Source organism: Pararhizobium sp. IMCC21322, from assembly GCF_030758295.1.
In the GTDB taxonomy this organism is placed as follows: domain Bacteria; phylum Pseudomonadota; class Alphaproteobacteria; order Rhizobiales.
Genome location: NZ_CP132335.1, coordinates 1,902,304 through 1,915,478, shown reverse-complemented (window position 1 = coordinate 1,915,478; position 13,175 = coordinate 1,902,304). Strand labels below are relative to the sequence as shown.

At 54.9% G+C, this 13,175-nt stretch carries 12 protein-coding genes; 3 read left to right on the top strand and 9 right to left on the bottom strand.

The window, feature by feature from the left end:
- The first annotated feature begins 65 nt into the window (after positions 1-65).
- Positions 66-701, top strand: coding sequence for a DUF6101 family protein (locus RAL91_RS09245; protein WP_306261637.1), 636 nt, complete (start codon positions 66-68; stop codon positions 699-701).
- Positions 702-704: 3 nt separating this feature from the next.
- Here RAL91_RS09245 and rsmD read toward each other — a convergent pair whose 3' ends face one another.
- Together rsmD and RAL91_RS09235 are read right to left on the bottom strand one after the other, a co-directional pair.
- Positions 705-1,274, bottom strand: coding sequence for a 16S rRNA (guanine(966)-N(2))-methyltransferase RsmD (rsmD, locus tag RAL91_RS09240; RefSeq protein ID WP_306261635.1), 570 nt, complete (start codon positions 1,272-1,274; stop codon positions 705-707).
- Positions 1,255-2,331: a pseudouridine synthase gene (locus RAL91_RS09235; protein ID WP_306261633.1), complete on the bottom strand. Its 1,077-nt coding sequence runs from the start codon at positions 2,329-2,331 to the stop codon at positions 1,255-1,257. The genes rsmD and RAL91_RS09235 overlap by 20 nt, the downstream gene beginning before the upstream one ends.
- Positions 2,332-2,362: 31 nt before the next feature.
- Here RAL91_RS09235 and RAL91_RS09230 point away from each other — a divergent pair, with 31 nt between their 5' ends.
- Positions 2,363-2,806 (top strand): nucleoside deaminase, encoded by a 444-nt coding sequence (locus RAL91_RS09230; protein WP_306261631.1) that lies wholly within the window; start codon positions 2,363-2,365, stop codon positions 2,804-2,806.
- On the opposite strand, the gene RAL91_RS09225 is transcribed toward RAL91_RS09230, so the two are convergent.
- Both RAL91_RS09225 and purD read right to left on the bottom strand, forming a co-directional pair.
- The gene (locus tag RAL91_RS09225; RefSeq protein WP_306261629.1) at positions 2,803-3,645 is read right to left on the bottom strand and encodes a patatin-like phospholipase family protein; all 843 of its coding nucleotides are present in this window, start codon (positions 3,643-3,645) and stop codon (positions 2,803-2,805) included. The genes RAL91_RS09230 and RAL91_RS09225 overlap by 4 nt on opposite strands.
- A gap of 24 nt (positions 3,646-3,669) precedes the next feature.
- Positions 3,670-4,932: a phosphoribosylamine--glycine ligase gene (gene purD, locus RAL91_RS09220; protein WP_306261627.1), complete on the bottom strand. Its 1,263-nt coding sequence runs from the start codon at positions 4,930-4,932 to the stop codon at positions 3,670-3,672.
- Between the two features lie 142 nt (positions 4,933-5,074).
- Here purD and ubiA point away from each other — a divergent pair, with 142 nt between their 5' ends.
- Complete coding sequence (gene ubiA, locus RAL91_RS09215) at positions 5,075-6,013, top strand: 4-hydroxybenzoate octaprenyltransferase (RefSeq protein WP_306261625.1); 939 nt, start codon at positions 5,075-5,077, stop codon at positions 6,011-6,013.
- Positions 6,014-6,020: 7 nt separating this feature from the next.
- Here ubiA and RAL91_RS09210 read toward each other — a convergent pair whose 3' ends face one another.
- The 5 genes from RAL91_RS09210 to ileS all read right to left on the bottom strand — a co-directional run bounded on the left by RAL91_RS09210 (position 6,021) and on the right by ileS (position 13,054).
- Positions 6,021-6,773: an SDR family oxidoreductase gene (locus tag RAL91_RS09210; protein ID WP_306261623.1), complete on the bottom strand. Its 753-nt coding sequence runs from the start codon at positions 6,771-6,773 to the stop codon at positions 6,021-6,023.
- A gap of 69 nt (positions 6,774-6,842) precedes the next feature.
- The gene (gene mutL / locus RAL91_RS09205) at positions 6,843-8,693 is read right to left on the bottom strand and encodes a DNA mismatch repair endonuclease MutL (protein WP_306261621.1); all 1,851 of its coding nucleotides are present in this window, start codon (positions 8,691-8,693) and stop codon (positions 6,843-6,845) included.
- Positions 8,694-8,770: 77 nt separating this feature from the next.
- Positions 8,771-9,415, bottom strand: a complete 645-nt coding sequence (locus tag RAL91_RS09200; protein ID WP_306261620.1) for a hypothetical protein — start codon at positions 9,413-9,415, stop codon at positions 8,771-8,773.
- 90 nt (positions 9,416-9,505) lie between these two features.
- On the bottom strand, positions 9,506-9,976 hold the full coding sequence (gene lspA, locus RAL91_RS09195; RefSeq protein WP_371932536.1) for a signal peptidase II: 471 nt from the start codon (positions 9,974-9,976) through the stop codon (positions 9,506-9,508).
- A gap of 66 nt (positions 9,977-10,042) precedes the next feature.
- Complete coding sequence (ileS, locus tag RAL91_RS09190; RefSeq protein ID WP_306261618.1) at positions 10,043-13,054, bottom strand: isoleucine--tRNA ligase; 3,012 nt, start codon at positions 13,052-13,054, stop codon at positions 10,043-10,045.
- Positions 13,055-13,175 lie beyond the last annotated feature (121 nt).

Genomic DNA, 13,175 nt, shown 5'->3' with positions numbered 1-13,175 from the left:
CCTGAACGGATTTGGCGCAATTCTCCCCTCACAAAAATCATCACAAACTCATTTGAGGGTCAACTGTGAACGTAAGAAATTTCATTGGCATCGTTGCAGCGGACAAGGCTTACGCAAATGACAACATTTGTGAAGGTCATCAGGAGCCGGACTGCCCCAAACAAAAGCCGCTCTATACCTTGCGTAACCGGATTGATCCAAGGAATGTTCCCTATAGCGGCCCGACTGATGCGCTGGGCCTGGTTCATCTGGATGCAGAGCGGGTTGTTATTCGTCACCGCCTGAGTTGCGGCCTGGAACTTAACGTAAAAGCCAACATCAAAAATTACGAAATGGTGGCTGTCAGAATTCTGTCCTCCTATGAGGGCGACCACCGCATATTTGCGCGGCTGGAACTGGTTCATAATGATGCAGATTTGAACATTGTGCTGGCAGAGGCTGAGTGTCCGGAACACCTTGCGGTCGACTGGGCGGCATGGAGCCAGATGCTGAACCTGCCATTGAGGTTGATCGACCTTGAAGGAAACATTGTCGTTCCACCGGGCGCTTTGGATGTTTCAAAATCCGAACCCTTGCCGCGCCGCTTCGGGAATTCGCTAGCAAAACGCCGCACGCGGTTTCATACCAAGCGTCAAATCGGCATACAAGGATCTAATGTCGTGATGTTCTCGCCAGCTTCGGAAATCATCGCCAGGCATTAAAGGCTACGCAGCGGCAGATCCGGTATACTGCAAAAACAGCATTTGCGTGTCAGCAAGCTCGCGCTGATCAAGTGTTTCAAATTCCGCCGGGGTAGCTATCGTATTGCCCCGGCGCTCCTCAAGAACAACAATTGCATCGGCGCGGAGCCAGCCCCCTTGTGCCAGGGCTTGCAAGGCAGCTTCACCCAATCCCTTGTCATAGGGCGGGTCAAGCAACGCCAGATCAAATTTCCCAAGCCCCTCGGAGGCCCCAAGACTGGTGGCATCGCGCCGGTATATCTTGGTGTGGCCCATTTGCCCGAACGTCTCGACATTGGTGCGGATGAGCGCCCGCGCTTCAGCCGCCTCTTCAACGAACAGGCAGAATGCCGCGCCGCGTGACAGGGCTTCAAGGCCAAGCGCGCCGGTTCCTGCAAACAGATCCAGAATACGAGCCCCGTCAAACGTCACATTGCAGCCATGCTGGAGAATGTTGAACATGGTCTCCCGCGCCCGATCGCTGGTTGGGCGAATGGCATCGGATTTTGGCTCAGTCAGCCGCCGTCCCTTGAACTTACCGGCGACGATCCGCACGCGGCCCTCCTGCAGGTTTGCCACCGGGGCGCCTGTTCTGGGATGGTTTGTCTTGCGATGGCCGGTTTTGCGAAGGCCTATTTTGCGAAGGTTGTCCGGAACCTGACTTTTTTCCGCTGGATATGGGTGGCTTCGAGGTGCTCATATGCTCCAGAGCCTCGGCTTTCCGATCGCGCTTCTTGGGTTTTCTTTTCTGCTCGGTGCGGGCATTGGCACCGGATCTCTGATCAGGTTTTGCCGCGTTTGGTTTCAGGCGTTTGGGAGCAGAACTTGCTTCTTCTTCCACATTGTCCGGGCCGTGAAAGCTCAATCCCAATTCGGCAACCAATCCCTCACTTAACTGATCACGCAACATGCGGCTTTTAATCTCCCGCGTCAGACCAGTTTCCAGATCACCCAATTGAAAGGGACCATATGAAATCCTGATAAGGCGGTTCACGACAAGGCCAAGATGCTCGAGGATTTTTTTGACTTCCCGGTTCTTACCCTCGCGCAGCCCCAGGGTCAGCCATATATTCGACCCCTGCTCCCGCTCCAACTGGGCTTCAATGCCCCCATAGAGAATGCCTTCAATGGCAATACCGTCTGCCAGCTTGTCCAATTCAGCCTGGGTAATTCTGCCGAAGGCGCGCACGCGATAGCGTCGCAGCCACCCGGTGCTGGGCAATTCCAGATGCCGCGCCAATGCACCATCATTGGTCAGTAGCAGCAGGCCTTCGGTATTGATATCAAGGCGTCCGATGCTGATGACCCTTGGCATTCCCTTGGGCAAATTCGCAAAAACTGTGGGACGGCCTTCTGAATCCTTGTTTGAACTGACCAGACCCTTCGGCTTGTGATAAAGCCAAAGCCGAGTGCGGTCTTTCAGCGGCAGCGGAGTATCATCGACGAGAATGGTATCCTTTGGCCCGACCACCACAGCAGGGCTGGTCAGCTTGGTGCCATTTACCGACACCCGTCCATCGGCAATCCAGCGCTCGGCATCACGGCGGGAGCATAATCCTGCACGGGCCATGACCTTTGCAATGCGGTCGCCTTTTTCCTGATCAGATGTCATAAGTGTCCGGTGTTAAATGATGAGAACGAAGATGTTCAACAGTTACATGGATTTGGCTTTCGAGGAAGCACAGAGCGCTGCTGATCGCGGGGAAGTGCCGGTCGGCGCGGTTCTTGTCAAGGATAATCAGATTATCGCCCGCGCTGGAAACCGAACATTGGAACTGAATGACCCGACCGCCCACGCAGAATTGCTGACCATTCGCGCCGGAGGGGCGGAACTTGGCAGCCAAAGACTGACCGGGTGCGATCTCTATGTCACGCTGGAGCCCTGCCCCATGTGCGCTGCGGCCATTTCATTTGCCCGCATCGGGCGGCTTTATTACGGCGCTCAGGATGAAAAATCCGGCGGAGCGGAAAGCGGCATTCGCTATTTTTCACATCCGACCTGCCACCATGTACCTGAAATTTATGGTGGCATTGGCGCGGCCAAAGCTGCTGATCTGTTGAAGGTTTTTTTCAGCCAAAAACGTTAGAGATAACTTTCCAGCTTTTCCACAATGGTGCGTTTGATAGTGTCACGATCGCGCTCTGCTGCCTCCAGGATTTTGTTGGCATCCAGAAAATCAAGTACACCGAATTCCTCGATCTGCGGGTGAAACAGAATGGCCGGACGTCGGCTTTTCAGTTTTTCCGAAACGATGGATTGCATCAGAAGCTGGGTGCTGCCGAAAATCATTTCTTTCATTGCCGGCATTGGGGGCTGTTGCCCGGCATCTTTAACGGATGGTGCTTTTGGGCCCCCGACGACGTCCACGGCGATACACAGATCCTCCGGGGGCAGATGATCAAACGGCAAAGGATTGACGAATCCGCCATCAACAAGAATACGGCCGTCAATCCTGACCGGGGAAAACAGCACCGGAATGGCAATGGAAGCAGCAACAGCCTGCCGCAAATCGCCGGTTTTAAATACCTTTTCGCTCCAGCCATAAAAATCCGTGGCGACGACGGTCAACGGAATTTTCAGCTGGTCAAAATCTTGTGGGATCAGATTGCCGACAAAGGTATTCAGAACCAGCAATGGATCAACATCAGTCAAAGACATTTTGGGCAAAACGCGTTTGCCGCGCATTTGCCACAACAGCTGAATGGTTTTTCCACGGTTTGAGAACAGGGCCAGCACAGCTTCGCGAATATCTTTTCCGCTCAGACCGCTGGCATATCCGGCACCCACAATGGCCCCGATTGATGCCCCGGAAATCTCTCTTGGCTGGATGCCCAGATCATCCAGGGCTTCCAGAACGACAATGTGCGCCAATCCACGAGCGCCACCACCGCCAAGAGCAAGTGAAACAGGGACTGTCTGACGCATGTCTCTAAAGCCTCACAATTGCCATCACACGGCACGCCAGCCAATATCACGGCGGCAGAACCCTTCCGGCCAGTCAATCCTGTCAACGGCCTCATAGGCTCGTTGCTGTGCCGCTTTGATCGTGTCCGCACGGGCGGTTACGGTCAGAACACGGCCGCCATCAGCCAGGATCTGGTCATTCACTTCTTTGGTCCCGGCATGAAACACCACCACATTTTCCTGATCCGTCAAAGCCTCAAGGCCTGAGATGATGCTGCCCTTGCCGTAGGAACCGGGATAGCCGTTGGATGCCATGACGACCGTCATTGCCGGATCATCATGCCAGTCAATGGCGGCATCTTTGAGACTGCCAGTTGCGCTGGCGCTCAACAATGGCAACAGATCGCTTTGCATACGCATCATCAGTACCTGACATTCAGGATCGCCGAACCGGCAATTATATTCAATCAGTTTCGGACCATTCTCGTTGATCATCAGCCCTGCATACAACACGCCTCGGTAGGGCGTGCCACGGGCAGCCAGTGTTTTCAATGTTGGCGCAATAATCGTTTGCAAAGTCTGTTCCAGAACGGCGTCGCTTACGACTGGAGCCGGTGAATAAGCGCCCATCCCACCTGTATTTGGGCCGGTGTCACCCTCGCCAACACGTTTGTGGTCCTGCGCACTGGCCATCGGCACCATATTTTCCCCATCGCACAGAATGAAGATGCTGGCTTCTTCGCCTTCCAGGAACTCCTCAATCACCACGCTTGCACCTGCGTCACCAAACTGTCCATCGAAACAGTCCCGAAGGGCAACGTCTGCCTCGTCGTCCGTCATGGCAACGGTCACGCCCTTTCCGGCAGCCAGACCATCGGCTTTTATGACAATCGGTGCGCCCTGCTCTGCGACATAGGCTCTGGCGTCTTCCAGATTGGAAAAATGCCCAAAGCCAGCCGTTGGAATATTGGCTTCGTCACACAAGGCTTTGGTAAAATGTTTGGAGCCTTCCAACTGCGCGGCTTCCCGCCCCGGACCAAAAGCTGCAATACCGGCAGCGGCCAGATCATCTACAAGGCCTGCCACCAGCGGAACTTCCGGGCCAACAACCACAAGATCAATACTATTGGCCTTGCAGAAGGCGACAATTGCATCATGATCCGCCATATCAACATGGCTTGGCTGGCTCAGCGCCAAAAGGCCGGGATTTGCGCCGGTGGACCAGAGCTGCGTCAACGAGGGGGATTGAGCCAGTTTCCAGCCCAGAGCATGCTCGCGTCCACCATGTCCGATGAGAAAAACATTCATAATAGCAATCTTTCGCCTGCACTCTCCGGTCTCGAATCCGGCTTCATGTGTGCGGTTAACACGCCGATACCTATGGGTAAAGCCAGGATGAACCACGTTAAATGCTTGACGGATTGGCGATTGCAAGCCATTTGTCCGCCCCATGAATGAGACAACAGATCATCTGCAGGAAAGCGTTGCTGACGCGGTTAGCGGCCATTGGGTTGATACCACTGCTCCAGAGTGGCTGCGCCCCTATGCGCGCCTGGCCCGATGGGACCGCCCTATTGGCTGGTGGCTGCTGCTGCTGCCCTGCTGGTGGTCCGTTGCGCTGGCCGCCAATGCCGCCAATACGCATTTAAATGTGTGGCATCTTGTGCTGTTTTTCATTGGCGCAATTGCCATGCGTGGTGCCGGGTGCACGTTTAATGATCTGGTGGACCGCAATATCGATGCGAAGGTGGCCCGCACCCGTTCCCGGCCCTTGCCATCAGGGCAAGTGACGGTCAAGCAGGCCGTTATTTTTCTGGTTTTGCAGGCGCTTGCCGGTTTTCTGGTGTTGCTGCAATTCAACCAGTTTGCGATTTATCTTGGGCTCGCGTCGCTGCCGATCATCGCCATCTATCCGTTTATGAAACGCATTACCAACTGGCCCCAGATCGTTCTGGGCTTGGCGTTTTCCTGGGGCGCGCTGATGGGCTTTGCCGCACGCTATGGTGAGTTGAACCAACTGGCACCTTATAGCCTTTATGTCGCAGCCATTATGTGGACCATCGGCTATGACACAATTTATGCGCATCAAGATCAGGAAGATGACGCTTTGATCGGTGTGCGCTCAACGGCCCGCACCTTTGGTGACAATTCTCAAATGATCATCGGAATTTTCTTTGGTAGCGCCATTTTGTTTGCTGCCATCGCAATCTTCGCTTCCGGTGGCGGCACTTATGCAGCCCTGGGCCTGACAGGTTTCAGCGTGCATCTGGGCTGGCAGATTGCCACCCTTCAGCCGGATAATTCCGAGCGCTGCCTGATGCAGTTCCGCTCCAACCGCAATGCAGGCCTGCTGTTGTTCGCAGGCCTGGTGCTGGAAACCCTGTTTTAGGTTTTATCTATCCGCGACCGATGAATGGCATGTCGCGGGCCATGATATTCATGAATTGAACATTGGCGTTCAAGGGCAGTTCTGCCATCTGCAGCACCGCATTGGCCACATGGTCCACATCCATGGTCGGCTCTGGCTTTACCGAGCCATCGGCCTGGGGAAGACCCTTGTCAAAATGAGCTGTCATATCGGACGCTGCATTGCCGATATCAATTTGTCCACAAGCAATATTATGGATGCGGCCGTCCAGCGAAATGGTGCGCGTCAGGCCGGTAACAGCATGTTTGGAAGCGGTATAACAGACCGAGCCCGGACGCGGGACATAGGCTGAAATGGAGCCATTATTGACGATCCGTCCGCCTTGCGGTTCCTGATCGCGCATCCAGCGATAAGCATTGTTGGCAACCAGAAACATACCATCGAGATTAATGCCCATAACCCGGCGCCAATCGTCGAATGTGACGTCGCCAAAATTTGTGGAGGGACTGGAAACCCCGGCATTGTTGAACAGGACATCCAGCCGTGGCAGGCGTTCCTTCAAATCAGTAAACAGGGCTTCCACCGAGGCCGCATCGGACACGTCTGCGGCAGAGGCGATAATGGTTCCCGGCAAGTCTTTGCCTTGCGCAATTGTCTCTTCCAGTGCGTCCATCCGCCGCCCACAGACAGCAACTGTGTATCCTGCGCCTGCAAGCTTTAATGCGGTGGCCCGGCCAATGCCTGAGCTGCCGCCTGTTACAAGTGCTGTTTTCTGTGTCATGAAATATCTCCCTTATGTGAAGCGGTTTAGCGGAAGGGAGTGCCGCGTGGCAAGCCGGCCAAACTACAATCAGCGACGCCCAAACAGTTTTTCTATGTCAGCCAGTTTCAGCTCCACATAGGTCGGACGCCCATGGTTGCATTGCCCCGAGTTTGGCGTTGCCTCCATGTCGCGCAAAAGAGCGTTCATTTCTTCCGCTCTCAATCGTCGGCCAGAGCGCACAGAGCCATGGCAGGCCATGGTTGCAGCCACAAAATGCAGCCGTTCCTCAAGCCGTGTGGACGCGTCCAGTTCGGCTAGATCATCGGCAATATCGCGCACCAGACCGCCCACATCCGTGTCGCCCAGCAGAGCGGGTGTTTCACGCACGCAGATGGCCCCTGGCCCGAAACGTTCCAGATGCAGGCCCAGATGGTTGAGTTCTTCAGCACGTGCTTCCAGACGATCCACATCATCTTCCGGCAGATCAATGATATCAGGTATCAACAGCATCTGGGTCGCGACTTCTTTCTTTGCCAGTGCGGCCTTCAGCCGTTCATAGACCAGCCTTTCATGGGCCGCATGCTGATCAACGATAACCAGACCATCTTCGGTCTGGGCGACAATATAATTTTCATGGAGTTGCGCTCGTGCTGCGCCCAGCGGCAGATGAGCCGCCTCTGGTTCATACTGCGCCGCCTGCATAGGCCTGGTGTCGGCTGACGGGTTTTGAAAGCCCTCGAAGCCGGCATTGGCACCAAACGCCTCGTAAGCAGCCTGTGAGGGCTCAGCAAACCTGTCGCCCTGCATGGCGTCTCGCGCGTCTGGTGCAGCCTGAAAGTCGGGCCTGAAAGCCGATTGTTGCCAGTCTGATGGTCGTGTTGATGGAATGTGACGCCGCTGAAGCAGCGCCAGCGCCTCTGCGCCGCCTGTGGTGGCCGAGCGGTGGCCGGTTGCCGCCATCGCTTCGCGGATTGCGCCAATGATCAGGCCGCGCACCAGCGCTGCATCCCGAAAGCGGACATCGGCTTTGGTGGGTTGCACATTGACATCCACCTGATGTGGGTCGATGTCGACAAACAGAACCGCCACGGGATGGCGGTGTTTTGACTGGAAATCGGAATAGGCTGCGCGCAAGGCACCCAGCAATTGCCGGTCCCGGACAGGGCGTCCGTTGACGAAGAAGAACTGCTGAAGCGTGTTGGCGCGATTAAAGGTTGGCAGGGCTGCAAAGCCGGTAAGTCGAACACCTTCGCGCACCGCATCAATGGCAACCGCATTGTCACGAAACTCTTTTCCCATAACCTGGGTAATGCGCGACAGGAGCGCCTCATCTCCACTGGCTGCGCCATAATCGAGTGCTGTGCGGTCTGGTCCTGCCAGGGAAAACCGGATGTTGGGATGCGCCAGCGCCAGGCGCTTTACCACGTCGGTAATGGCTGAAGTTTCAGCGCGATCGCTCTTCAGAAACTTGAGGCGCGCTGGCGTGGTGAAAAACAGGTTCCGCGCTTCAATCTGGGTGCCCGTATTCAGTGCCGTCGGGCTGACAGCCGATTTCTGCCCACCATCGATTGTCAATGCCCAGCCAGTGTCTGCACCTTGCTGTCTGGTCTTGATGGATAATTCTGCGACCGAGCCGATTGACGGCAATGCCTCACCACGAAAGCCGAGGCTTTGAATATCGAACAGATCATTTTCATTGAGCTTGCTGGTGCAGTGGCGTTCAACCGCCAGTGCAAGGTCATCCGCGTTCATGCCAACGCCATTATCGGTAACCCTGAGCATGGTCTTGCCGCCGCTTGCGGTGACGATGTCAATTCGGGTCGCTTCAGCGTCAATCGCGTTTTCGACCAGTTCCTTGACCACACTGGCAGGCCGCTCCACCACTTCGCCAGCGGCAATGCGGTTTATGGTGCCTTCCGTCAATTGTCGGATGATCATTGCATGAACTCCCAGCACAAATGCCGAGGTATCTTCACCCCGGTGATTCGGTCGTCACATTATAGATTTTATGCAGGTCAGTCGCGCCAGCGTTTCCAGAGAGACCCGAACAGGGTTCTGGCTTCGGTACTTTCTTCAAAATCATCCGGCTGAGGTGCATTGGCTGATGGCACGCGATACTCGACCGGTGGATCAGTCAGATATTTACGCTCTGTCGGGTTCAAGCTGTTCATCGACGCGCGCTGCTCACGGAACTTACGCTGGGCTTCCAGACGCTGTGCCGTGTTCATTTCGGTTACATCGATAGGGCTGACATTCGGGTCCGCAGCATGGGTTGAGCCTCGGGCCAGACGTCCGCGACGAAACTCCTCTGGAATTTCACCCGAAGTATTTGCAGCCGGCTTGTTTCGGTCGGGATCATTCGGCCATGCAGCTGACTGTGACAAAGCCGTCTTTTCTTCTGGAGCCGGCAATTGCGAAGATGGCGGAATCACCAGTTCTGAACGGGCCTGATATTCAATCGGCTCTTTTTTCTTCGGCCCGGCACCAAGATTTCCGGTCAATTCCTGAATCATGGACATTTCAGGCGATTTACCGGTGCCATAAGTCGGTGTATTGCACCCAGCCAACGCCAGAAGCGCGGCCAAGATGCCAAAAGCTGCCGTTGCCTTAAGGGCACGTTTTAAGGACTTCGTGACGGTCAATGCAACACCCGTTCTCACTCATATGGCCATTCTGCAAATGCGCTTTTGACAGAAAACCTTAAACAAACTTTCACTACCGGACGCTTTTGTGCAACCAAAATGGCGCAATTAAGACCCGTCCGGCTTCTCAGGGGCCGATCCCGACCAGATCATGTCATACAGGAGCAGCACGAATCCTGCAACGATTGCAACATCAGCGACGTTGAAGACATACCAATAAAAATCAAACGCGTGCAGCGAAACAAAATCCGCGACCGCGCCATAGATCACCCGGTCAACGGTGTTTCCAAGCCCACCGCCGATCACGAGCGCTGCGCCTATGCGGAACCATTTTGTCTGGACACGGTTCGCCCAGATCCAGATGGCCACACATGCGGCCAGACCCACACCGACCAGGAGCCACCGTCCAATGTCACTGTTCTGTTGAAACAGGCCGTAACTGATCCCCCGATTCCACACCATCAACAGGTCCATATACGGGTTCAGAACAATCTTCTGCCCTTGCCGAAGCCCAAGCCCATACAGAATTCCGTATTTTGATGCCTGATCCAGAATCAAAAGAATGGCGGCCCAGCGCAAAACAAAAGCTGCGCTGGGGCTCCACAAGGCCAGACTTTGGGGCCACTGGGGACCAGTCTTCACAAGCTATGCCTCCAAAAGACCGGCAGCGGCCAGTTCGCGCAGTGCCTGCGCATCGCGCAGCGTGACCTCCGGATAATCCGGGTCCTGCCCAATTTCAGTGGAAAACTTCCAGGAGCGTGCGCATTTCTGCCCATCAGCTGCGGCAAAGACCACGGCAACACCCGGCACTTCGTCCAGACGAAACGCGTCCGACGGGGCCTCACCGGTTTTGACATCAATGCCACTGGTGATGCAGATATCCGCGAAATCAGCCTGTTCTTCCACACCACTATACGCGTCGCCTTCGAGATAGACATGTGGCGCTGCTTCCAGAGACGAGCCAATGCGTTTTTCACGTCGCTCGATTTCCAAGGCACCGGTGACAACCATCCGCACAGCGCGAATCTTGCCCCATTTGTGAGACAAATCATCATTCAGCCATTCTTCGGGAAGTTTGTTGAAATCCTGAAGATGGATAGATGGTGTTGCACTGTCCGAACCTGTCTGGCCCTCTTCTGCACCCAATACATCCAGCCTGTCATGGCGCGACAACCAGGTTTCTTCGCTGGTAAACGGAATGATCGGGGCAAGCCAGCGCACCAGATTGTCGAAGATCTGGTCAATCACCGTCAGCGCGGCCTTGCGGGTAAGGCTGGAGATGGGATCGCAATACAATGTGTCTTTACGCACATCAAAATAGAACGCCGACAAATCAAGGTTCATGAAACGCGACAGCGCACTGAACACCTTTTTGAAATCATAGGCGTCATAGCCCTCATTGACGGTGTCTTCCAAAGTGGAGAGCTGATGCAGCATATAGCGCTCCAGCTCTGGCAATTCAGAATAGGACACCCGATCCGTTTCCGCATTGAAGTGGGTCAAGGCACCCAGCATCCAGCGGATTGAATTGCGCAGTTTGCGATAGGATTCGACATTCGTCTTGATGATTTCCGGTCCCAGACGCTGATCCTCGGAATAATCAACCGATGCCACCCAAAGACGCAGAATATCGGCACCATATTGTTTGATGATATCCTGGGGCGCGACGGTATTACCGAGAGATTTCGACATTTTCCGGCCATCCTGATCCATCGTAAAGCCATGGGTCAGCACAGCTTCATAAGGCGCGCGCCCTCGTGTGCCGCAGCTTTCCAGAAGCGATGAATGGAACCAGCCACGATGTTGGTCAGAGCCTTCCAGATACAGATCTGCCGGCCATTTCAATTCAGGCCGATCTTCCAGAACATAGGAATGCGTCGATCCACTGTCGAACCAGACATCCAGAATGTCTGTCACGGGTTCCCACTTGTCGGGATCATGATCATTGCCGAGGAAACGTTCCTTGGCACCTGCTTCAAACCAGGCATCTGCGCCTTCGGTCTCAAATGCATCCAGAATGCGCTGATTAACCGCGTCATCGACGAGCAAATTGCCGTCCTCATCTGCAAAGACTGCAATCGGGACACCCCAGGCACGCTGGCGGGACAGCACCCAATCGGGGCGGTTTTCGATCATCGAGCGCAATCGTTTCTGTCCGGCATCGGGATAGAAACGTGTGGCATCAATGGCGTTCAAGGCACGGCGACGCAGCGTATCGTCCGCCTGCCCTTCAATATCTTCGTCCATATAGACGAACCATTGCGGGGTGTTACGGAAGATAACCGGTTTCTTGGAGCGCCAGGAATGCGGGTAATCATGCTTCAGGCGGCCGCGCGCAAACAGCTTGCTCTGGCCGATAAGCGCTGTGATGACACGCTGGTTGGCGTCGCCCTTCTTGCCCTTGTCGTCAATAACACGGGCAGCACCACCTTCTGCAGCCGGGCCAAAGCCGGGCGCATCTTCAGTGAAGAACCCGGCATCATCCACCGTGAAGGGGATGGAGGTATCAATGCCGAGCGCAGCTATGTCGCGGCGTTTGGCAACCCAGATTTCAAAGTCATCACGGCCATGGCCAGGTGCTGTGTGTACGAAGCCTGTACCGGTTTCAGCGGTTACATGATCGCCTTCCAGCATCGGGATCTGAAACTGATAGCCCTCAACGCCCATACCTTGCAGTGGATGATGCAGGACCATGCCGGTCAGATCATCTGCCGACACGTTAGAAATCCGCGACAGCTGAACTTTTGCTTTTGATCCGCATTCTTCTGCCAAAGCATCGGCAAAGATCAGCTTGTCTCCGGGCTGCGGACCAAAATCATTCTCTGCAGCGGAAACTTCATAAAGGCCGTAGGACACAGTTCCCGAGAAACACACACTGCGACTACCCGGGATCGTCCAGGGTGTGGTTGTCCAGATCACCACGCTGGCCCCCTGCAATGCATCGGGCCCTTTGATGACCGGGAATTTTACCCAGATCGTATCACTTTCGTAAGTATGGTATTCGACTTCGGCTTCGGCCAGAGCCGTCCGCTCGACCACCGACCACATGATGGGTTTGGAGCCGCGGTACAATTGACCCGTGTTGGCGAATTTCATCAACTCACCGGCAATCCGCGCCTCAGCGTGAAAAGCCATGGTTTTGTAAGGATCGTCAAAGTCCCCCTGCACGCCCAGCCGCAGAAATTCCTTCGATTGCTCACCAATCCAATGCTCGGCAAATTCGCGACATTCCTTACGGAATTCGTTGATGGGAACATCGTCCTTGTTTTTGCCCTTGGCGCGATATTGTTCCTCGATCTTCCATTCAATCGGTAGGCCGTGGCAATCCCAACCCGGCACATAAGGCGCGTGGAAGCCCTGCATCTGCTTGGACCGGCAAATGATGTCCTTCAGAACCTTATTCAACGCATGTCCGATATGCAGATTGCCATTCGCATAAGGCGGGCCATCATGAAGCACGAATTTGGGGCGCTCTTGAGCGCTGGCACCGTTCAGCATGGTGTTGCTCAGGATTTGTTTCTGCAAAGACGTCCGGTCCCAGAAGGACAGGATTTCAGGTTCCTTCTTGGGCAAACCCGCCCGCATTGGAAAATCGGTCTTCGGCAAAAACAGTGTTTTGGAATAGTCGCGCGCTGGCGCATTGGTATTTTCAGCCATTATCAACTCTAAAGTCAGGAGAAAGTGTCAGAGCGTAAAAGGGCCAGTGACCACTTGTTGCTCTACGCTGCAGTTGTGTGTGGAACCCGGCTCCCCGCGCGCAAACCTGCCCGCGCCTCAA